A 20,649-nucleotide genomic window follows, 5' to 3' on the forward strand; every position below is an offset into this window, starting at 1 on the left:
ACTATCTATTCAGCTTAAGAGGCAAACATGTCAAAAAAATTGGAGCTTAGTATAAAACGTAGATGAGGATTTTGCAAAATCCTGAGATATATAAGGAGGCTTAGACATGCTGTGGTTGCTGTTGGTTTTAATTGTTTTTATTTTTCAGACCGGGACGATCCTGCTCTTTGAATTTCGCAAGCCGTCCAAAGCGGTAGCCTGGCTTTTTATTTTGTTTTGCTTCCCGCTCATTGGCTTTGTCGTGTACTACTTTGTTGCACAGGATTATCAGAAGCGTAAAGTGGTTCGAAAAGGGGGATCGCAGCTGTTTCGTGAATTCCGCGAGCGTCTATGGGCGCAATCCAAGGTCATTGAACATGTGGAGCAAATGCATAATCCTCATTTCAAACATCAGGAGCGCCTGTTTAACCAGTTAATTCGTATGTCGGAAAACCCGTTGACTGAATGTAACCGCACACGTGTGCTGACGAACGGTGAAGAAGCCTTCGAGGCCATGCTGGCAGCGATGGAACATGCGCAACATCATATCCATGTGGAGTTTTACATATTTCGGGCCGACGAAATCGGAAGAAAGTTTCAAGAGGTCATGATCCGCAAGGCACGTGAGGGAGTAAAAGTACGATTCGTTGTAGACGGTGTGGGGAGCTACAATTTGCCCTATTCCTTTATTCGCACCTGTAGTGAGGCGGGAGTGGAATTTCATTATTTTCTACCTCCGTTTTTCGCCACGCTGGACCGCCGGATTAACTATCGTAATCACAGAAAAATCGTGGTGGTAGACGGCATGATCGGATTTGTGGGGGGGATTAATGTAGGCGACGATTATCTCGGAAAATACCCCAAAGTGGGATTTTGGAGGGATACGCATTTGCAGATTGAAGGAGATAGCGTCTATTTTCTGCAAAATGCGTTTCTTAGTGACTGGAAGCTGGCCTCAGGGGAGAGACTGATGGATGTGAATTTATTTCCCCCGCATACCTGCACCGGGGATGAGGAAGTACAAATTTTGAGTAGCGGTCCCGATCAGGTATGGGATACGATTCAGGAAATGTGTTTTGGGGCACTCACGGTTGCCAAAAAGCGGATTTGGATTACAACGCCGTATTTTATTCCCGATCCGGGGATTTATGAGGCGCTTAAGCTGGCGGCAGTCAGTGGCGTAGATGTGAAAATTATTATTCCCTACCAGTCCGATTCGAAGTTAGTTCATTTGGCGTCTCTGTCCTATGTACAAGAACTGCTGGAGGCAGGGGTGGAGTTCTACCAATATCGAAAAGGATTTATTCATGCCAAAGTGGTGATTGTCGATGATTTACTCGGCTCGGTCGGGACCGCCAATATGGACATGCGCAGCTTTTTCTATAATTTTGAGTTGACCGCTGTAGTTTTTGCTAATTCAGCGCTGGAACGGCTTTCGGCAGATTTTGTAGAGGACATTTCCAACTCCTCACGCATAGATTTAAACGTGTTCCGCAGACGGCCTAGATCTCAGAAAACAGCTGAAATTCTAACTCGCATGCTCTCTCCACTCCTATAAAGGCGATTTTCGCCGTTTTTATCGCTATAATCCCGCTTTATTGTGATTTATGTGCTCTTTGCTAACTTTTTTGCGCGAAATCACAGTTTTGTGATATACTATTTATATAAATAGCGCGGTAAAGAATAGGGGACTGCGGATAGCAGCCCCTTTTTTGTCCAATATATCATACTGTAACGGGGGGATTTATATATGAGTGTAGTGAGCAAGGAAGTCCAAAGTTTATCTGAGATTACAGATGTGACCGGAGAGTTGACCAAGATCAGCAAAATTCCAGCTAATCCGAAGAACAAAGTAAAACGCCTGTTTCAGCGTGCAGCCATGATTGTAGTTGGTGCAGCTCTGATGGCAGTGGGATTGGAAATATTTCTGGTTCCTAACGGCGTTATTGACGGAGGCGTTACAGGTATTTCCATTATGGCCTCCAAGATTACTGGCTATCCGCTCGGTATTTTCCTGACCCTGTTGAACCTTCCATTTTTACTTATCGGCTACAAACAAATTGGTAAAACCTTCGCTTTATCCACATTATTCGGTATCGTCGTTATGTCCATTGGAACCGCGTTACTTCACAATGTAAGTGCGTTGACTCCTGGTGAACCGCTGCTCGGCGCTATTTTTGGGGGCGTCATTCTCGGTGTTGGGGTGGGTCTTGTGATTCGGTCCGGCGGTTCGCTGGATGGAACAGAGATCGTAGCTATTCTCGTCAGTGAAAAGACTCCTTTTTCGGTCGGTGAGATCGTACTGTTCGTTAACATATTCATTCTGGGAAGTGCAGGTTTTGTGTTCGGTTGGCCAAATGCCCTGTATTCCATGATTGCTTATTATATCGCCATGAAAATGATTGATATTACGATTGAAGGTCTGGATCAGTCCAAATCGGTCTGGATTATTAGTGACAAATACCGTGATATCGGGGATGCCCTGACGGATCGTCTTGGACGGGGCGTAACTTATCTGGAAGGTGAAGGTGGCTTTACAGGCGAAAGCAAGAAAGTGATTTTCGTCGTCATCACCCGACTGGAGGAAGCGAAGCTGAAGAGCATCGTTGAAGATTGGGACCCGCACGCTTTCGTTGCGATCGGTAACATTCACGATGTGAAGGGCGGACGCTTTAAGAAAAAAGGAATACACTAGCGCAAGGGGACAATTTCTCAGCCTAATGGCTGTGGGGTTCGTCCCCTTTTTTATTCTTCCAAGCATGGATCAGGTTCGGTGTGCCTTGGTGCGCATATGCTTGAGGACGTCTTCTACAGGTTGGGGAGGAACCTTGTCGATCAAGTCGCCTACCCGATTTAGTCGTTCCTCAATATTCAGCAAATGGTAGTCAAGTGGTGATACATCTTGCCGTACCTCTTCCCATGTTAGCGGAGTGGAGACCGTAGCGCCGGGACGTGCCCGCGGGGTATAAGGAGCGGCCAGAGTTTTCCCCTGATAATGCTGCAAATAATCAAAATAGATGGCTGTTCCACGATCCTTCTTTAACCTTTCGAGTGTGAACAGATGCGGGTGCTTTTCTGTCACAAACTGTCCGACTAATAGCCCGATGCTGCGAAGTTCGTCGAAGGTTATGCCTGTACGGATCGGAACGATAATTTGTACACCTGTGGCCCCGGATGTTTTGGGGACGGAGTCCAAACCAAGCGAAGCCAGTACTTCACCGACAATAGAGGCTGCCTCCATAATACGTGGCTCCACCTCTCTGGATGGATCAAGGTCAATCATCCATTCACAGGGCAGCTTGTTTCCCGCTTCGTGCAGAGAGGGGTGGAATTCCAACGCAGCTTGATTACCAAGCCAGAGGAGTTGTGGCAATTTGCCGAGCACGATATATTCAATGCCATCATGCAGGGCGGTTTCAATATAGTCCGGCCGAGGACGTGGGGCATTTTTCTGATAAAAAAAATCACCGTGAATCCCATGTGGCCAGCGGATGACGGTCAGCAGACGATGATGACAATATTTGAGCAGGAAGGGAGCCAATACCGCGAGCTTGCGAAGATACAGCGCCTTAGTCACGCCTGCTTCAGGCCACAACGGTTTATCCGGGTTGGTGATAGGAATTTCATGACCTTCAATGGTAATAGTACCTTTAACAGCTTGTCCCATAGTGCTATCCTCCTTTGGCTAATATGCAGCAAAATCTTTATTTACAGGCTGATTGTTAAGCTTTTAGATCTACATAGGGTTTAACATGAACGTGAAGTGCTGAATTTATCCATCAAAAGGATTGACAAGATACATTATGTATCATAAATTTATAATAAAAATACGATATGTATCTATTAAAGTGTCTTGAGCAGAGGTAGAGGAGGAGTTTGCTTGATTGAAAAGCAAGGCGGAGGGCTGGTATTCCTGTTAAGTGTCCCTCGGAGTGGAAGCTCGTTGCTTACCGCCATTTTGCAAAACCATTCCCGCCTGTTTGCCACGCAGGAAATGTGGTTTCTGCTCAGTTTATATGATCTTCCGCAGTCACATGCACGTCCATATGGAGGAACAGGGATACTCCGGCAATTTTTTAAAGGTATGGTCCCCTCCGACGTATTGGAGCAGGCCTCCCGTTCGTATGCACTTGAAATATATAATGGTTTGCTTCAAGGTACAACAGCAGATATGCTTATCGACAAATCCCCGCGTTACTATACGGTGCTGGAATTTATAGACCGTTTATTCCCTGCTGCCCGCAGGTTGTGGCTTATCCGAAACCCTTTGGCCATTGTGGCCTCATTCAAAAAGGTCAATCAGCTACGGAACGGACGTTTTCAACTACTGGAGGAACTGGGGAGTCCGCATTTTAATATGAAAATGACGGATATTACGGTTGGTTTGTTCCGTTATACTCATTATTTTGCTACACCTCATCCACTTGCATACCCGCTTAGGTATGAACAACTCGTATCCAATCCAACGATGGAGATCGAGAAACTGTGCAGTTTTTTGGGAATCCATTATGAAGCGGGGATGGAAAAGTACGGAGATTTCGCGGATACGCCCAAATCCAGTCTTTTTTATAGTATGGGAGCGGGCGATCCATTCGTAGGAGAGCATGAACAGGCGCATCAGGATTCGGTACATAGCTGGCAACATGTGTTGAGTAAAAGGGAAATTGAGCTGTATTGCAGAAGCATTGGGTCCCGCATGTTTAAGCAACTTGGTTACGAGGAAGCGCTGGAGCAGGCTGAACAGATGACTGGAGTTCGCTTTGAAGATGAGCCAGATATGGAGCTGCTGAGTCGACGTACACAACAATTCCTCCAGCAAAGCGGCTTTGAATGGAAGGCAGCTTATCGGATGCTGGAAGAACAGGATACAGATAACAGAGAACTCATGACAAATGCAATCCATCATACTCCACCCCAAGATCCGACATGGATGCATGTGGACCAGAGCGTGAACGATCGACGGATCCAATCACTGGAAAACAGGTTGGCACATAGCTATGAGGAGCGGAACCGTCTTATCGCTCAGCTTCAAAGCTATCAACGCCCACATCAAGGTCTCCGATCTCGCAGCCTCTTGGCCCGTAAACTCAGGTACTTGGCGTCTGTAGCATTATCAAGTATAGGAAAAGAAAAAGGGGGAAGAACGTGAGTGCGATTGCCGGAATCTATAGCTTTGGGCATGAGTCTGTATGCACCGAAGAAGGCGGGAAAATGATGCAGGCCCTGCGGAAATATCCCGCTGACCGCGTATGCGCTTGGTGTGAAGGCTCTATTTTTTTGGGTTGTCATGCCCAGTATGTGACCCCGGAATCTGTTCATGAGCGTCTTCCCTTTTATGATGAGCTAAGAGATTTGGCAATCACGGCGGATGCGATTATTGACAATCGTTCCGAGCTGTTTGAACGGCTGGGAGTTGAGCAGGAACGGCGGCAAGATATCACGGACAGCGAGCTGATTTTGCTGGCATATGACAAATGGGGAGTGGAGGCAGCCAGTTATCTGATAGGTGATTTTGCCTTTGTCATTTGGGATGCCAAGGAACATCGATTATATGGTGCTCGAGATATGACAGGCCATCGTACGCTGTACATCTACCAACATGACCGAGGATTCGCGTTTAGCACGGTAGTCGCTCCGCTTTTGGCCCTGTCCTCTCTGCGAAAAGAACTGCATGAACCGTGGCTGGCCGAATTTTTGTCCATCCGCACCATGCAGGAATCCGTCGATATCGGGACGACCGCCTACAAGCATATCAACCAGCTTCCTCCTGCACATTGGTTCACTATGGAGGAGGGGAAGCGAACCCTTCATAAATATGCATGCCTGGATGAGGTAGAGCCACTGCGGCTCAAAACAGGAGGTGAGTACATAGAAGCTTTCCACGAGGTGTTCACACAGGCGGTCACTGCCCGATTACGGACGCATCGCGCTGTAGGGGCTGCCTTGAGCGGAGGGCTGGATTCCGGAGCGGTTGCCAGCTTTGCCGCGCCAGCGCTGCACTTGCAACAAAAGCCGCTACATGCCTACAGCTATGTGCCTGTTCAAGATTTTACAGACTGGACACCGCCTACATTGCTGGCGAACGAACGAAGCTACATTCATTCTACGGCTCGCTATGTGGGCAACATTCACGAGAACTATATGGATTTTGAGGGAAAAAGTCCGTTTTCAGAAATTGATATTTGGCTGGATTTGATGGAGGCTCCCTACAAATATTTTGAAAACTCCTTCTGGATCAGAGGTTTTTATGAAAAAGCGCAGGAACACAATGTCGGTGTACTGTTGACCGGGGCACGAGGCAATTTTTCCGTATCGTGGGGCCCTGCACTGGACTATTATGCCCGTCAGTTTCGTCATTTGCACTGGTTGCAATCCTTTCAGGGATTGAGGCGGTACAGCAAGCTTACGGGCAGGCGTATGTCTCATCTACTCCCCGTGATGTTGAAGAAAGCGACTTCACTTGAACCTCGTTTATGGCTGCGGCGTGGCCATCGCAGTCCCGTTCCTTCACTGATTCACCCAGAGTTTGCCCAACGGATGAATGTAGAAGATATTCCTGTATTGAGCGGAACAGGTTGGATGAAAAATGCCGATCAGACGAGAAAAGAGAAGTTCTCAAATTTGGCGATTGCCAACAAAAATGGTGTGGTCGCGACCAAACTTTCACTACGTTACGGCCTATGGGAACGTGATCCGACCGGGGACAGCCGGGTAATTCGCTTTTGCTTATCGGTGCCTTTTGAGCAGTATGTACAAAACGGTCGGGACCGTGCCCTCATTCGTACGGCCATGCGTGATCATCTACCTGATGATGTTCGGTTGAACCAGCGGGTACGCGGCGTGCAGCCTGCAGATTGGCTACATCGTATGCTTCCTTGTTGGGATACGTTTATGGGGGAGCTTCAACTGATGTGTCATGATTTACGAGCCGCCGAATATCTCAATATTGAGTTTATTAAGACGGCTATGGCAAAACTTCACCACCCCGGCCCTGAGCAGGCGTCTGATCCGAATATAAGACTACTCATGCATAGCCTGATTGTGTACCGTTTTCTCTGTAGATTCAACTGATCGAATCTGTTCGGTCAGACAGTTCGCCATTCGTTGGAGGGGAGGTGATGAAATGAGTAAAAAAGAATGGCAGGAACCGACGATAGAGGTGCTGGATATTAGCCAGACCATGGCGGGTAAAGGCTGGAGACAGATTGATTGGGTGTCCGACCACGATGCCGATATCTATAATCCAAGCTAATAGATGGTTATACATGTTATACATGCAGCCAATGTTGGACTGGAAGCCAGACAACTGGGCCGATAACGATTGAATGAACGAAAATAGCATGATCCATTGGACTCGTATTCAATATACAGCCGTCTTTATTTCTTTCGGGTTAGAGGTGTTGCCCAAGAAATAAAGACGGGATTTTTAAAGACAGAGGAGTGAGTCCTACGTGCATGACAGGAGTGCAAATGTCAGTTGGACGAAATATACGGCCTTTGGACTCAGGATTGCGAGTGAGCTGAATCTGCCTGAGCTGATGCTGGCAGCACCAGGAGTGGTAGAGGATGTAGTCATTCGACAGGCTGATTTGACTGCATGGAGTGGTCAGCTGGAGCAGGCCAATTTTGTGATGCTGGATGAGCGATTTATGTTCCGAATACCGGGCACGGCCATTTATGCCGTCAGGGAAGGCAAGGAGATCGAGGTAAGTATATTCTCTGGGGCTGATCCTGACACCGTGCGGCTGTTTGTGCTGGGTACATGCATGGGTGTTCTGCTGATGCAAAGACGAATATTACCTATTCACGGAAGTGCGGTCGTCATCGGGGGGAGGGCCTACGCATTTGTGGGTGAATCGGGTACGGGGAAATCGACATTGGCTGCTGTTTTTAGGCAGGCAGGTTATCAGATGGTTAGTGATGACGTGATTGCTGTAAAAGCTACGGGTTCCTCTGCCATTGTGTATCCAGCTTATCCGCAGCAAAAGCTGGGGCTTGAAAGCTTGCTCCAACTGGAGGCTTTACGGGAGAACAAGCATGTACGCAAAAGAAAGCACATACAGTCCCTAACTGACGACAATTCTGTAATGCCACAATACACAGATCTGCGTACGCTTGCAGGTGAGCTGAATAAATATGCCGTACCCGCTGTAGATGATTTTTATAACGATCCGCTGCCCTTAGGGGGCGTATTCGAGCTGGTGGCAGATTCTCCAACCCGTGCGTTGATGCGCGAAGGGGAGCTAGTGTCGGTTACGGAACAGCCCTTGAACGTTCTGGAGTGCTTGCATACATTACTACAACATACATATCGCAGGGTGATTATTCCGCGAATGGGTTTGAGTGAATGGTCGTTTGATACAGCGGCTAGGATGGCTCGGAAAGTGGAGGGCTGGCGCTTGCTGAGGGATAGTTCCGTCTTTACTGCGTCCGAGGTTGTACAACGGGTACTTGAACTCATTCGTAAGGAGGAAAAGAGTTATGGCAGCCACTAATCCAGCTAAGGATCATTATCGCGTCATTTACAATGAAGAGGTCTACGTCAGTGATATGGACGGAGAAAAAGTGATGATGAGCATTAACACTGGTAAATATTACAATTTAGGCTACACAGGAGGACGAATCTGGGAACTGGCAGAATCCGGTCCTTCACTTGGCGATATCGTAACTGTCCTGACGAACGAATATGAGGTGGACGAGGAACAGTGCAGACAGCAGGTACATACCTTTGTGGCTGAGTTGGAGCGGGAAGGACTGTTAAAGCTTCTACGGGAGCCGGTATAACATGCGGATACAACGGCTTCTTCTCCTGTCTCCAGAAGTCAGAAGATTGTTGCCGGAAGCCTGGCTGGAGCTGGGATGGGCGAGGCTGCGCCAGCGTCGTTCTTTTTGGGATTACTCAAGGGCTTGGGGCATACGTATGGAAGAAACCCCATGGCAGTGTGACGTTGGGCAAGAGAAGTCCATTCAGCAGATTTCACACGCTGTAGAGCTGGCAAGCCGTTATACTCCTTGGCGTAGTAGTTGTCTTGTACAAGCCGCTGCGGCGATGACGTTGCTGGGGCGCAGGAAACTGGACTGCACGCTGTATCTGGGTACAGCCAAAAATGCCGCTGGACGCTTGGCTGCACATGCATGGGTACGTAGCGGACCGATTTATGTTACGGGGAAACGGGAGATGGAAGCATTTACGGTGGTGGGGATATTCGGAAGACGTGCTGTGATGGATACAAATAAGAATATGGAAGATAAAAGTAGTTCTTTACTTTAATGCGATGAGACACGAAGGAGAAGAATGCATGCCCACCAAGTCTGTTTTGGAACTTGCGAATTGGAATGAGGATCAAGAATTAACGTTGTTACTCTCTCTATTGGGGAAGGACGTTATTCATTGGCAGGATACGACTGCTGCTACCCAGCTGCGTGAGATGGATTGGGTCCGCTTTTTACGTCTGACCGAGCACCATCGAGTGGTACCTACGGTGTATCTCCAGCTAAAAACATTGAATCATCCATTCATTCCCGCAGAATTGTTGCGAAACCTTCAGGCGCAATATCATCGAAACACGCTTCGCATGCTCCATCTTCAAGCAGAAGCCGAGCGTCTGACCAGGCTGCTCATAGCTCATGGAATTCGTGTGCTTATGTTGAAGGGGCCTGCTCTGGCGCAGCAATTATACGGGGATGTTTCTCTGCGTACTTCCAAGGACATAGACTTACTCATTGCCCCTGACGATATGGATGAGGCTGAGCATTGGATGCAGGAAGCTGGATATTCGTCCAAGAGCGGAGAAGTGCGTGTCCTTGGCAGTTGGAAATGGAAGGACCATCATGCATCCTATTTACATCCGCAAAAACGGGTAGAGATAGAGTTGCATTGGCGGCTTCACCCGGATGGGGGTGGGGAACCCTCTTTTAACGAGCTGTGGAACTGCCGGAAAAAGGGCAAAGCTGCAGGAGCCATTCGGCAGGTACCGTTGGGATCTGCCGACAACAGGACTGTGATGACGTCCTGTATGTATACGCTTGGCAGCGAGCATCAATTTCTGTACTTGAGTGCGCATGGTGCGCGTCACGGTTGGTTCAGGCTGCGCTGGCTGGTTGACATCGACAGGCTTGCGATATGTGCTGTCGATTGGGAGGCGCTACTGCCGATGATGCGCCGCTACGGGGGCCTGCCTGCTGGCGGGCAGGCTTGGGCACTCGCCGCTGCGCTGTTGGGTACGCCGATACCGGAGCCGATGCGTCCGGTATCGGCTACCCGGCAGGCGCATAGGCTCGCGCTGAGCGCGCTGGCCTTCATGCAGGCCAGCGTACCCGCACTGTACCCGATCACCCACGGGTCGGGTACAGGTAGGCTTGCTCCATCAGAGCTGCTGCACAGCAGAGCCTTGGCGGAGCAAGCGGAGGCCGCCCCTCCAGGTGGCGGTCCTTCAGTATGCAGTACCTCTGGCGAAGCAGCCATGCTTGCCACCCGTGGCGTTACTAGCATCACGGAAGATGCCAGTAACGACGATCATAGCCCGATGAGCACCGCTACCAGTTGTGCCCCGATGACTCCAGCTGCTGCCTCCAGCCAAGTCATGACCAAAAACAGGGCTGTCTATCAGCCGGTCAGCCGCACTTACTTGCTTTCCTTAAAAGAGCCAAGACACAGACTATGGTATCTCATCAGCCGTTTGTTTCCTTCTACGGGCGATTCGAGCGTTTTTCCATTGCCTCGTCAGCTGCATTTTTTGTATATCCCTTTACGTCCATTTCTCTGGCTGAAGCGGCGATTTTCAAAGCACTGACTCGATAGAGGATTTTGTGAAAATCCAATAAGCGGCTTTTAATGAACAATATATAGATCGAAATGGTCTAGTTCGTCTATATATTGCACTTTGGAGCGATTGGGATCGAATTTTGCAAAGTCCTGAATAAGGAGTGTGCATTATGGTTCACCTGCGATTATATATGACAAAGCTGTATAGCGTGAACGGCGGTGCGTTATTTCTCAATATTGGGTGTATGATCATTGTCAGTCTACTGGAGGGTTTTGGCATTTATATGCTTGTTCCTATGCTGGCGGCCATCGGCGTATTTGTCGGTCATTCAGGGATGCCATTTCTGTCTGATGGATTGGATCATTTTTTGCCGTTCGTTCCTAAAAGCTGGCTATTGCCGGGGATGTTGATGGTTTTTGTAGTGCTGCTTACAGGGCAGGCTTTGCTTCAGCGTTACCAATCCATCCTGAATTCGCGGATTCAGCAGCGTTTTATGCGTTCTCTTCGAATAGACGTGTACACTTCCTTTATGAAGGCGCAGTGGGCCTTTTATTTGCGTCAGCGTAAATCTGATTTTAGCCATGTGATGACGACCGAGCTGGCGCGTGTCAGTCAGGGAACAAATTTGCTTCTTCAACTGACTACAGCCGTCATGTTTACGCTGATCCAGATTGCGCTGGCTTTTTGGTTATCCCCCTCTTTAACCGGACTGGTATTTCTGAGTGGATTGGGGCTGTTTGTTGTGTTTCGCCGCTCCATTCGAAATGCCAAACAATTAGGTGATCGTACGACTGAACTGTCACAGGTTTATTTTGCTGGAATTACGGATCACATGAACGGTATGAAAGATATAAAAAGCAATCTGTTGGAAGCGGCGAATATCCATTGGTTTCGCTCCCTGACGCAACGCATGGAGGATAATACGACTCAATTTGTCCGGCAAAATGCGACCACACAGTTTTTTCATCGTGCAATGGCAGCTGTTTTTGTCGCTTGTGTCATATTTATATCGCTGCAGTGGCTGCATGTTACACCTGAAAAACTGATTGTGCTGATTCTTATATTTTCCCGCTTATGGCCTCGATTTGCTCTTATTCAAGCGAGTCTGGAATACATCATGTCTATGATCTCCGCTTTTGAAAGTGTCACCAAGGTGCAACAGGAGTGCGAAGCTTTCACAGATCCGTCATTGATTGCACTTGCATCCTCTGAGACTCGCGTTCCATCCGATCCATCGGTAGTCAATCTATCATCTGCATCTGAACGGCAACCCCTGTCCCTTCGTCATGGGATTGAATGCAGCCATCTGGATTATCGCTACGAGGGTGCAGCAGAGCCTGCACTGCGTCATATTAATTTGTTCATACCCGCCCGGGAAATGACAGCCATTGTAGGGAAATCAGGAGCAGGTAAAAGTACAATGGTCGATGTCCTGATGGGTTTTTTACGTCCAACTGGGGGGCAGATTATAATAGACGGGCTTGTTCTGGGCGACGAATTATTGCCCCAGTGGCGGCAGTCGTTTGGCTACGTGTCACAAGATCCATTTTTATTTCATGCGACTGTCCGCGAAAATTTGATGCTAGCGGATAAGGATGCTAGTGAGCAGCAGCTATGGGAGGCGTTACATTTTGCAGCAGCAGACAACTTTGTATCCAGACTGCCCGAAGGGCTGGACACGATCATTGGAGATCGCGGGATTCGTCTGTCTGGAGGAGAACGTCAACGGCTAGTATTAGCACGGGCTATCTTGCATCATCCTCCGATACTTATACTAGATGAAGCGACAAGTGCGCTGGATGGTGAACATGAAGCCGCAATTCAGGCAGCACTGGAACGGATGAAAGGTCAAATGACGCTGATCGTCATCGCTCACCGTCTGTCAACCATCAGACATGCGGATCAAATTGTCGTACTGAATCAAGGCGAGGTCATACAGCAGGGGAACTACCGCCAACTGGAACAAGAGGAGCGGGGGGCGTTCAGTCAGCTACTATCGTATCAAAGCAGTGTCACCGCCACCCCTTAACCAGACCTTTCTGTAACTCAGCTTAAGTTTCTTTACGTTTGGCAGTGCTTCTTTTCTTTTTGACTGGAGTCGGAGTGAGGTTGTCGCCTGCCACCGCCTGCTGTGCTGTTGGGGCTGCTGGTTTACGCGCAGGGCGTTTTTTCGCAGCAGGGCCGGGATCGGTAACGACAGGTTGCACTGCCTCGATGCTGGCCTGAAGGGCGGCCATTAAATCTACTACATTGGTCTGAGGCTGTGTTGGGGCGATTCGCACCTCTTCACCAGCAACTTTATGCTGAATGAGATCCAGCAGACGCTCGCGGTACTGATCCGTATACTTGGCTGCATCAAAAGGTGTAGATAGCTGCTCAATCAGCATTTTGGCCATGGTCAGCTCCTTCTCTTTAACCTCTTCCTGTCCGGGTAAGTTGGGAACTTGAGCAATGGGGCGGATTTCGTCCGGGTAAAACATCGTCTCCACCGCCAAACATTCATCCAACACCCGAATCGCCGCCAAGCTGCTTTTAGAGCGGATGGAGATTTGGGCAATCCCGATTTTCCCGGTATCCTTCATTGCATTCATGAGCAGCTTATACGCATTGGAGCCGGCCTGATCCGGGGACAAATAATACGTTTTCTGAAAGTAAATCGGATCAATTTCCTGCAAATCAACAAAATCCAAAATCACGATATTTTTATCCGCTTGTCCGCTAACTTGCTCCAGTTCCTCCTTGTCGAACATGACAAATTTTCCTTTTTCATATTCGTAGCCTTTTCCAATTTCCTCCCATTCGACCTCCTTGTCACAAACGGGACACTTTCGTACATAGCTAAGTGGGCTTCCACACTCCTTGTGAATGTAACGCATGGAAATGTCCTTATCCTCCGTAGCTGAAAACATTTTAACGGGCACATGAACCAGCCCGAAGCTGATCGCGCCTTTCCAGACCGTATGCATACCGCCAGTCCTCCTTCTCTTTAATCCGCATTTTGCATCCTTCGATTCCGGGCACCCCGGGATATGAGCATATGATTTTCACTTAGTATGCTTCGTATAAGTGATTGTATGAGGTGTAGATGAAGACTGCGAATTGCTGCCGCTTGCGCATGGTTACAGCAATTTTGGTACATAGTAAGGCATATCCGATTCAAAGGGGGTACGCAATTTATGTCCGGAAAATCCTATCCTCGGCAGATCAGTCATCATGTGGGTCAAAGCCATATCGCCTTTCGGGGTCCCGCCGCAGGCGAACAAGATGCATTGCCGCCCGAGTTTGCCCTTTCACATGGAACTCAGCCGCCTTTTCCCGTTGCTGTGGCTCATGTGGATTTGGAGGCTGTAGTTTCAACCTCGCCTTCCCATAGCTTTCCTTCATTGGACGTTGAACGACTTATAGATGAAGACTAGGTGACCTACATTTCTAAATTAATGCACCAACAATCAGCAGGAGGAGAACAGCATGAACGTGGAACGAGCAAAAGCCATTTATGATTCATCTGAAAATATTGCCGTACAATTGGATGGCAAACCGATTTGGATTGAGCATGTGGATGAAGCAAACGGTATGGCTACCGTACAGGTGGGCAGCAACCCCGGCAATACTCAAACCGTCCGTGTGGATCGTCTGGAAGAGCGGTAGGAGATGGGAACCAAACATCTGGTCATTATCCATGGCCGTGACAAAAAGCCCAGATGTGACGAAATGCTTCGTCTTATTAAAAAAGCACTGATCGCAGGATTGCGTCGAGTGAACGAGGAAGCGGCACAAAAACTGGAGCAAGAGCAGATTTTACTGACATTTAGTTATTATGGTGACATCAACAATCGACTTTTATTAAAGAGTCAGCCTCGGTACAGAAAACTTTTTGAAGAAGACGATGGAGATTTCTACGTTCCAGACCATTATTACGACGAAAGTATGGAACAATTAATTAATCGACCAACGGATCATATGACCCCGGAGGAATACGAGCGTCTGATAGCCAATGAACCCACTATACACTTCTATGATGATGCTGCAAAAATACTCAGCCCTTACCTCTCTTTGTTTGGTATGAGTACCCGTGCGATCAAAAGGATTCTCCCTGATCTGGGAGCCTATTTAACCAGTCGTGTAATAGGCTCCCAAATTCGCGAAAGGCTACAGTGTCCTCTAGCCCAGGCTTTAAGTAGTGGAGGGGATGTCATGCTGCTTTCCCATAGTATGGGATGCATGGTGGCTTACGATGTTTTATGGAAATTTTCACGTATGAGCGAATACAAACATCTATGGGAACACAAACTTAACGAATGGCTAACATTGGGTAATCCGCTAGGCGAGCCAGCCGTAAAGCGCAGCTTGTATGATTCCAATGAGCCTGAGGACGGTATGTATCCCGCAAATATCAGACATTGGACCAATATTAACGCCGAGGATGACTACATTGCGCATGATGCAAGGGTTGAAGATGATTTCCATCTGATGCTGAATCGAAATTTAATAGAAAGTATTGATGATCAGCCGCTTATTCAGACATTCTGGAAAGATAGTCACACTGGGCGTGCCAATCCCCACAACTTCTTTGCTTATCTTAACCATACGAAGGTGGCTGAGCATGTAGCGGATTGGATTTTACGCTCATAAAAGGCGCATTTTATTTGCACAGCTGTAGGCTTTCATCGCAGATGCTGCTTGAAAGGTCCCGCTCAACAAAAAAAGGCTCGCAATTGCTCAATGAGCAATTAGTGAACCTTTTTTTGTAATAACAAGTGCAGTCGTAGGGACGAGTTAAATGCCAGACAAGTTAATTTGAAGATGCAGCTGGTTCCTTTCTATGACCTTCACACTGCAATGGCCCTCAAATGTGGTGAAACTATCAGTTTAGCCTCTGTTGCTAATTGAACGTCTTCCACCGTCAAACCCGGAGCAATTTCTTTTAGCATCAGCCCTTTACCCGGAATAACATCAATGACAGCCTTTTCGGTTACTATGGTCTTTACAACATTTACAGCAGTCAAGGGCAGCTTGCATTGTTCCAGTATTTTCGGCGCGCCATTTTTGTTCACATGCTCCATGGCTACAATCACTCTCTTGGCTCCAACTACCAAATCCATGGCTCCCCCCATACCCGGCACCTTTTTCCCAGGGATCATCCAGCTTGCAAGGTTGCCTTTCTCGTCGACCTCCAGGGCGCCCAGCACGGTGATATCCACATGCCCTCCGCGGATGATGGAAAATGAAAGTGCACTGTCAAAAAAGCATGCTCCTTCCATGGTTGTAACGTAGTTTCCGCCTGAATCGATACAATCGAGCCTTTCTTTTCCCTGAGCCGCTTTGGGGCCTACACCGAGGATTCCGTTCTCAGCCTGCAGCATAATATGAATGTCCTCGGGGATATAGTCCACTACCATTGTAGGCAATCCGACACCAAGGTTGACAACTTCACCACTTTTGAATTCCTGGGCTATTCTTCGAGCAATGAATTCTCTGTTATTCATGCGTTTTCACCCACCTTTACAATTGCGTCGACAAATATTCCGGGAACGTTGACATGATTGGGGTCAATTTCACCCGTCTTTACGTATTCGTCTACCTGAGCAACTACATACTCTGCCGCTGTAGCCATAACCATATTGAAGTTACGTGAAGAGCCGTTGATGACAAGATTCCCCGCTTCATCAGCCTTATGGGCTCTGATTAACGCCACATCCGCTTTGAGCGGGAGTTCGAGCAAATATTCCCTTTCATCAATTTTGATTTTCTTTTTTCCTTCCTCTACAACGGTGCCTACACCTACAGGTGTTAAAACCCCGCCCAAACCGGCTCCTCCCGCGCGTATTTTTTCAGCGAGCGTGCCTTGCGGGAAGAGTTGGACCTCAGCTTCTTTCGTCATCAGGAGCCTTCCCGTTTCCGGATTGGAGCCGATATAGGATGCAAAAATTCGCTTTACTCTGCCGCTTTTTACAAGCTTATAGATAGATAATTCTGGTGTGCCTGTGTCGTTGGAAACAATCGCAAGATTGCTGGCGGGATTGGTGTCGACAAGCGCACGAACCAGCTCCTCCGGAAAGCCTCCTGCCAGAAAACCTCCGACCATCACCGTGTCTCCGTCTTTGACCTTCTTAACTGCTTCTTCAGCGGAGATTACTTTGTTATTCATGGTTCCTTCTCCTTATATATATATTTTTAGGAAAGCAAACTTTATTGAAGATAATCGTAGAGGACTCTTCCATATGGAAGCGTTAAATCAGCAATAAAATGTTTCCCGCCAATATAAGATTTAACCGGCAAATCTGCCACAGGAGCGTTGACATGGGGGATCAGGCTTAATCTGGCAGGCCCTGACCAGGCTCCTTTTACAGTAATGTTCTCAAGATTATACGCTACTAACTGAGCGATTTTGGGGGTACCGTCAACATCAGGAATTAACTTTAAATTAACTTGTGTTTTTGCGATGGCTTTTGCCGTTTCCTTTTCATCAAGAATGTTATATTTGAAAGGCATAGTTCCCGTGGCCACCAGGACGTTGTTATAATGCAATGTACCCGTCAGCGTCTCCGTCTCCTCAACGATCAAGCGAGGCTTTGCCCATTTTTTCGGAAATCCCCAGACTTCGCGTCCCCCCAGAATAGCAGGTGCGTTATCCAAATACATTTGGGCGACAAAATTGCAGGGTTCTCCTTGAAAAGTACACGGAATGACAATACCGCTTTCCTCATAACTTCCTAACCCGGATGAATCGGGCATCTTGATCCATTCATAGGAAACCGTATTGCTTCCATCCGGCTGAAGAGGTTCCGGGACCGCCTGTCTAATCGCAGCGGGATCGGTCTCATAGGTAATGATAAAAAATTCCCGGTTGATGAATCGGTATGGCGGGCGCCCGTAGCTGCCGCTAGCCGCAGGCATGGATTGGAGTGAAAGTACATCTTTTTGATTCATAACGGTCTCCCTTCCTTTTAAGAGATATTCTAAAATTCATCTTGAATACGCACTTTAAATGAGCGCATTTTCAACCAGCATCGCTATGCCCATTCCTGTTCCGATGCATAACGAGGCGATGCCGTAACGTGAAGATCTTCGCACCATTTCATGAACCAACGTAGCCAATATCCTAGCACCGCTGGCCCCGACAGGATGCCCGATCGCGATCGCGCCGCCATTGACATTCACTTTGTCCAGACTGACCCCTAGCTCTTTCACTACCGCTAATGCTTGTGAGGCAAACGCTTCATTAATTTCAAAAAGATCAATGGCATCGATGGATACACCTTGCTGCTTCAGAAGTGTCGAAATGGCTTTCACTGGCCCCATTCCCATATATGCAGGGTCAACGCCAACAAGGGAATAACCCTTGATATATGCCAATGGCTTTAATGCATGTTCTTTGCATTTGTCTTCCGACACCACAAGTACGGCCGCCGCGCCATCATTGATTCCCGAAGCATTCCCGGCGGTAACCGTTCCGTTCTCCTTAAACGCAGGTTTTAATTGAGAAAGTTTTTCTTTCGTTGTATTTCCTCTTATGTGTTCATCCTCTGTGAAAGAAATAGTTTCTTTTTTGTTTTTGATCATGACTGGAACAATCTGCTCTTCAAAAAGCTTCTTGTTTTTTGCTTCTACGGCCTTTATCTGGCTTTGATAGGCAAATTCGTCCTGCTCCATTCTTGAAATTCCATATTTATCGGCAACATTTTCTGCGGTAATTCCCATATGGTAATGGTTGATCGGGCATGTAAGGCCGTCGGCCACCAGGGAGTCTACCAACTCACCGTTACCAAGTTTGTAGCCGTTTCTTGCATTTCTTAGCAGGTAAGGGGCATTCGACATGCTCTCCATGCCTCCGGCCAAGACGATGTTGCCTTGTTCAGCCAATATTGAATTGTAAGCTAAAGCAACGGCATGAAGTCCAGAACCGCAAACCGTGTTTATCGTTGTTTCGGGTACATCAATAGGGATACCGGCTTTTAATGCCGCCTGTCTGGCAGGATTTTGTCCATTGCCCGCCTGAAGAACATTTCCCAAATAAATCTGATCAATCAAAGAAGGCTCTAATTTACTTTGCTGAAGGCATGCTGTCATCACGGTTGCTCCCAGTTCGGAAGCGCTTAGAGGCGCAAGGGTTTTGTTAAAAGAGCCGACCGCTGTTCTTAACGGGCTTACTAAAGCTACTTTTTTCATTAAAAACTCACATTCCTTTCGCTGTGTTAAAACACAATACATCCATGATTGCACTTCAATTGGTAATTTCCGCTCTTAACCTACGAGACGCAGCGATTGCAAGATATATTTGCATGCGGGCATATCATGGTGCCTAAGACAGTAAATGTGACGGTTCGATCGCCTTCTCCCATTGGAAATTAAAACCAGTTTTATCATAGTTCTAATGCAGATTTTGCTCAATGTCCAAATATTTACACATATCTATGTACAGATGTTTATAGGGTCATATAGGCCACAATAATTAGGCCATTCTAACGTTTTCTGTTATTTTCTTGTTTTTTCTGAAAATCATGATCATAAATTGAATTTTATGTTAAAAATGAAAGTTGCAATCCATACGTAAAAAAGTTTTCCTCGCAAATATCATCTAACTCAGCTGGAAAATAAAAAAAGCCTCCAGAATTTTCTGAAGGCGGCTTTGTTTCTGACCAATCTGGTCTTGAAAAAGCTAGGCAGGTTGCCAATCCAATTGAATACATTTGGAATTCCAATAAAAATGATGACGTCTTTGCGAGATAGTGAAAACTTGTGAATTGGATCAATAGCTCACGAAAAATGTACATCTGCTGTCGCGAGTAAACGCACAAAACGATTGCCAAGCAGCTCATTATGATGAGCTACAATTTGTTCACTGCTCAGCACCTTGCTATCAAATGTACTATGCGCATCCAATACGAGCACGTTGTTCTGGTATCCCAGACTATAGGCGCTTCGGCAAGTCGTGTCGAGGCAAAACTCGGTCTGCATCCCCGCGATTACGAGCTGATCGGCCCCCAGTTCCTTCAGCACATGGCCCAATTCGGTTTGGTAGAAGCTGTCCCAGGATGATTTACGGACAATTCGTTCATGAGGAAGAGGGCGCACCACATCGGCGATGGCCCAGCCTACACTGTTTTCCCGGAAATCCTCATCCGCTTCATCGGTATGCTGTACAAAAATCACCGGTGTACCTGTAGCTCTGGCTTTGTCCAAAAGCTGCTGCAAATGCGATACAACTTCCTGCTCGCGATACAGCTTCTCATCATACATGAACATCGCCTGCTGAACATCAATCAAGAGTAAAACGGTTTGTCCCATCGTTTCGTTCCCTCCCTGTGTGTATCATCTAACTTACAATAGCATGTCTTCATGCCTTGCGGCGACATAAGGTGAACTATATAATAAAGAACAAGTTGGAACGGTCCGATTCGGACGAAAGGTGATTAAAATATATGACAATTTCGCAGGAGCAGTTTACGTTCCGTTCTGTCTCAGAGGCACAGACCGGGTCATTGGCAGGTTTTTTGGCAGCCAAAGCGGTTCCCGGAACGGTGATTGTGCTGGATGGAGATCTGGGAGCGGGCAAAACTGCTTTTTCCAAGGCTTTTGCCAGCCATTTAGGTGTACCGGGTATCGTAAATAGTCCAACCTTTACTCTCATTAAGGAGTACGAGGGCCGATTGCCTTTGTATCATATGGATGTGTACCGGATTTCCCAGGACGAGGCGGAGGATCTCGGGCTGGACGAATATTTTTACGGGACAGGAGTATGTCTGGTGGAATGGGGTAGTATTATACCGGATATATTGCCGGAGCAGCGGCTTCATATGTATATAGAAACAACGGATGTGGGGGAGCGCTTGATTCACCTGACCGGGTACGGCGAGCCTTATGAACAATGGTGCCGCAGTTTGCGGGAGAATGGAGTTTGAAC

The 20,649-nt window shown here is 47.6% G+C and carries 21 protein-coding genes; 14 read left to right on the top strand and 7 right to left on the bottom strand.

Features of this window, described 5'->3' with window-relative positions:
• The first annotated feature begins 106 nt into the window (after positions 1 to 106).
• Positions 107 to 1,537: a cardiolipin synthase gene (gene cls, locus G9G53_RS00915; RefSeq protein ID WP_165144684.1), complete on the top strand. Its 1,431-nt coding sequence runs from the start codon at positions 107 to 109 to the stop codon at positions 1,535 to 1,537.
• A 192-nt stretch (positions 1,538 to 1,729) separates the two neighbouring features.
• Positions 1,730 to 2,674 (top strand): YitT family protein, encoded by a 945-nt coding sequence (locus tag G9G53_RS00920; RefSeq protein WP_029516224.1) that lies wholly within the window; start codon positions 1,730 to 1,732, stop codon positions 2,672 to 2,674.
• A 69-nt stretch (positions 2,675 to 2,743) separates the two neighbouring features.
• Here G9G53_RS00920 and ligD read toward each other — a convergent pair whose 3' ends face one another.
• Complete coding sequence (ligD, locus tag G9G53_RS00925) at positions 2,744 to 3,646, bottom strand: non-homologous end-joining DNA ligase (protein ID WP_165144687.1); 903 nt, start codon at positions 3,644 to 3,646, stop codon at positions 2,744 to 2,746.
• 213 nt (positions 3,647 to 3,859) lie between these two features.
• Between ligD and G9G53_RS00930 the strand changes: the two genes are divergently transcribed.
• The 8 genes from G9G53_RS00930 (at position 3,860) to G9G53_RS00965 (ending at position 12,774) form a co-directional block, all read left to right on the top strand.
• Positions 3,860 to 5,128, top strand: coding sequence for a sulfotransferase family protein (locus G9G53_RS00930; protein ID WP_165144690.1), 1,269 nt, complete (start codon positions 3,860 to 3,862; stop codon positions 5,126 to 5,128).
• Entirely contained in the window at positions 5,125 to 7,050 is a 1,926-nt protein-coding gene (locus G9G53_RS00935; RefSeq protein ID WP_165144693.1) for an asparagine synthase-related protein, read from the top strand. The genes G9G53_RS00930 and G9G53_RS00935 overlap by 4 nt, the downstream gene beginning before the upstream one ends.
• Positions 7,051 to 7,102: 52 nt before the next feature.
• The gene (locus G9G53_RS00940; protein WP_134902123.1) at positions 7,103 to 7,231 is read left to right on the top strand and encodes a paeninodin family lasso peptide; all 129 of its coding nucleotides are present in this window, start codon (positions 7,103 to 7,105) and stop codon (positions 7,229 to 7,231) included.
• Positions 7,232 to 7,430: 199 nt separating this feature from the next.
• Positions 7,431 to 8,474 carry a serine kinase gene (locus G9G53_RS00945; protein WP_069011101.1) on the top strand — a complete coding sequence of 348 codons (1,044 nt, stop codon included), beginning with the start codon at positions 7,431 to 7,433 and terminating at the stop codon, positions 8,472 to 8,474.
• Positions 8,461 to 8,763, top strand: coding sequence for a lasso peptide biosynthesis PqqD family chaperone (locus tag G9G53_RS00950; RefSeq protein WP_029516229.1), 303 nt, complete (start codon positions 8,461 to 8,463; stop codon positions 8,761 to 8,763). Before G9G53_RS00945 ends, G9G53_RS00950 begins: the two co-directional genes overlap by 14 nt.
• Position 8,764: 1 nt before the next feature.
• Positions 8,765 to 9,250: a lasso peptide biosynthesis B2 protein gene (locus G9G53_RS00955; protein WP_165144696.1), complete on the top strand. Its 486-nt coding sequence runs from the start codon at positions 8,765 to 8,767 to the stop codon at positions 9,248 to 9,250.
• Positions 9,251 to 9,278: 28 nt separating this feature from the next.
• Positions 9,279 to 10,772 carry a nucleotidyltransferase domain-containing protein gene (locus G9G53_RS00960; protein ID WP_165144699.1) on the top strand — a complete coding sequence of 498 codons (1,494 nt, stop codon included), beginning with the start codon at positions 9,279 to 9,281 and terminating at the stop codon, positions 10,770 to 10,772.
• 142 nt (positions 10,773 to 10,914) lie between these two features.
• A complete protein-coding gene (locus tag G9G53_RS00965; RefSeq protein WP_165144702.1) occupies positions 10,915 to 12,774 on the top strand; it encodes an ABC transporter ATP-binding protein in 1,860 nt (619 codons plus the stop codon).
• Between the two features lie 22 nt (positions 12,775 to 12,796).
• Here the strand turns inward: G9G53_RS00965 and ku are convergent, their stop codons facing one another.
• Positions 12,797 to 13,711, bottom strand: a complete 915-nt coding sequence (gene ku / locus G9G53_RS00970) for a non-homologous end joining protein Ku (RefSeq protein WP_069011104.1) — start codon at positions 13,709 to 13,711, stop codon at positions 12,797 to 12,799.
• A 210-nt stretch (positions 13,712 to 13,921) separates the two neighbouring features.
• On the opposite strand from ku, the gene G9G53_RS00975 reads away from it, so the two are divergent.
• The 3 genes from G9G53_RS00975 to G9G53_RS00985 are packed head-to-tail and all read left to right on the top strand — an operon-like array spanning position 13,922 to position 15,377.
• A complete protein-coding gene (locus tag G9G53_RS00975) occupies positions 13,922 to 14,161 on the top strand; it encodes a hypothetical protein (RefSeq protein ID WP_165144705.1) in 240 nt (79 codons plus the stop codon).
• A gap of 52 nt (positions 14,162 to 14,213) precedes the next feature.
• The gene (locus G9G53_RS00980) at positions 14,214 to 14,393 is read left to right on the top strand and encodes an H-type small acid-soluble spore protein (RefSeq protein WP_029516235.1); all 180 of its coding nucleotides are present in this window, start codon (positions 14,214 to 14,216) and stop codon (positions 14,391 to 14,393) included.
• Between the two features lie 3 nt (positions 14,394 to 14,396).
• Positions 14,397 to 15,377, top strand: a complete 981-nt coding sequence (locus G9G53_RS00985) for a hypothetical protein (RefSeq protein WP_165144708.1) — start codon at positions 14,397 to 14,399, stop codon at positions 15,375 to 15,377.
• 197 nt (positions 15,378 to 15,574) lie between these two features.
• Here the strand turns inward: G9G53_RS00985 and G9G53_RS00990 are convergent, their stop codons facing one another.
• The 5 genes from G9G53_RS00990 to G9G53_RS01010 form a co-directional block, all read right to left on the bottom strand.
• Positions 15,575 to 16,231, bottom strand: coding sequence for a 3-oxoacid CoA-transferase subunit B (locus tag G9G53_RS00990; RefSeq protein ID WP_029516236.1), 657 nt, complete (start codon positions 16,229 to 16,231; stop codon positions 15,575 to 15,577).
• Positions 16,228 to 16,893, bottom strand: a complete 666-nt coding sequence (locus G9G53_RS00995) for a CoA transferase subunit A (protein ID WP_029516237.1) — start codon at positions 16,891 to 16,893, stop codon at positions 16,228 to 16,230. The genes G9G53_RS00990 and G9G53_RS00995 overlap by 4 nt, the downstream gene beginning before the upstream one ends.
• A 41-nt stretch (positions 16,894 to 16,934) precedes the next feature.
• A complete protein-coding gene (locus tag G9G53_RS01000) occupies positions 16,935 to 17,675 on the bottom strand; it encodes an acetoacetate decarboxylase (RefSeq protein WP_039269579.1) in 741 nt (246 codons plus the stop codon).
• Positions 17,676 to 17,729: 54 nt separating this feature from the next.
• Positions 17,730 to 18,914 (bottom strand): acetyl-CoA C-acetyltransferase, encoded by a 1,185-nt coding sequence (locus G9G53_RS01005; protein WP_029516239.1) that lies wholly within the window; start codon positions 18,912 to 18,914, stop codon positions 17,730 to 17,732.
• 588 nt (positions 18,915 to 19,502) lie between these two features.
• Positions 19,503 to 20,033 (bottom strand): cysteine hydrolase family protein, encoded by a 531-nt coding sequence (locus tag G9G53_RS01010; RefSeq protein WP_029516240.1) that lies wholly within the window; start codon positions 20,031 to 20,033, stop codon positions 19,503 to 19,505.
• A 134-nt stretch (positions 20,034 to 20,167) separates the two neighbouring features.
• Here G9G53_RS01010 and tsaE point away from each other — a divergent pair, with 134 nt between their 5' ends.
• Positions 20,168 to 20,647 (top strand): tRNA (adenosine(37)-N6)-threonylcarbamoyltransferase complex ATPase subunit type 1 TsaE, encoded by a 480-nt coding sequence (gene tsaE / locus G9G53_RS01015; protein ID WP_029516241.1) that lies wholly within the window; start codon positions 20,168 to 20,170, stop codon positions 20,645 to 20,647.
• The last annotated feature ends 2 nt before the right edge of the window (positions 20,648 to 20,649 follow it).

Origin of the sequence: Paenibacillus sp. EKM206P, assembly GCF_011066155.1 — a bacterium.
In the GTDB taxonomy this organism is placed as follows: Bacteria; Bacillota; Bacilli; order Paenibacillales; family Paenibacillaceae; genus Paenibacillus; species Paenibacillus polymyxa_D.

Coding starts and splice junctions, on each gene's coding strand:
- tsaE (WP_029516241.1), top strand. CDS start 20,168: ATGACAATTTCGCAGGAGCAGTTTACGTTCCGTTCTGTCTCAGAGGCA.
- G9G53_RS01005 (WP_029516239.1), bottom strand. CDS start 18,914: ATGAAAAAAGTAGCTTTAGTAAGCCCGTTAAGAACAGCGGTCGGCTCT.
- G9G53_RS00920 (WP_029516224.1), top strand. CDS start 1,730: ATGAGTGTAGTGAGCAAGGAAGTCCAAAGTTTATCTGAGATTACAGAT.
- G9G53_RS00950 (WP_029516229.1), top strand. CDS start 8,461: ATGGCAGCCACTAATCCAGCTAAGGATCATTATCGCGTCATTTACAAT.
- G9G53_RS01010 (WP_029516240.1), bottom strand. CDS start 20,033: ATGGGACAAACCGTTTTACTCTTGATTGATGTTCAGCAGGCGATGTTC.
- G9G53_RS00995 (WP_029516237.1), bottom strand. CDS start 16,893: ATGAATAACAAAGTAATCTCCGCTGAAGAAGCAGTTAAGAAGGTCAAA.
- ku (WP_069011104.1), bottom strand. CDS start 13,711: ATGCATACGGTCTGGAAAGGCGCGATCAGCTTCGGGCTGGTTCATGTG.
- G9G53_RS00975 (WP_165144705.1), top strand. CDS start 13,922: ATGTCCGGAAAATCCTATCCTCGGCAGATCAGTCATCATGTGGGTCAA.
- G9G53_RS00990 (WP_029516236.1), bottom strand. CDS start 16,231: ATGAATAACAGAGAATTCATTGCTCGAAGAATAGCCCAGGAATTCAAA.
- G9G53_RS00980 (WP_029516235.1), top strand. CDS start 14,214: ATGAACGTGGAACGAGCAAAAGCCATTTATGATTCATCTGAAAATATT.
- G9G53_RS00940 (WP_134902123.1), top strand. CDS start 7,103: ATGAGTAAAAAAGAATGGCAGGAACCGACGATAGAGGTGCTGGATATT.
- G9G53_RS01000 (WP_039269579.1), bottom strand. CDS start 17,675: ATGAATCAAAAAGATGTACTTTCACTCCAATCCATGCCTGCGGCTAGC.
- G9G53_RS00955 (WP_165144696.1), top strand. CDS start 8,765: ATGCGGATACAACGGCTTCTTCTCCTGTCTCCAGAAGTCAGAAGATTG.
- G9G53_RS00960 (WP_165144699.1), top strand. CDS start 9,279: ATGCCCACCAAGTCTGTTTTGGAACTTGCGAATTGGAATGAGGATCAA.
- G9G53_RS00965 (WP_165144702.1), top strand. CDS start 10,915: ATGGTTCACCTGCGATTATATATGACAAAGCTGTATAGCGTGAACGGC.
- cls (WP_165144684.1), top strand. CDS start 107: ATGCTGTGGTTGCTGTTGGTTTTAATTGTTTTTATTTTTCAGACCGGG.
- ligD (WP_165144687.1), bottom strand. CDS start 3,646: ATGGGACAAGCTGTTAAAGGTACTATTACCATTGAAGGTCATGAAATT.
- G9G53_RS00985 (WP_165144708.1), top strand. CDS start 14,397: ATGGGAACCAAACATCTGGTCATTATCCATGGCCGTGACAAAAAGCCC.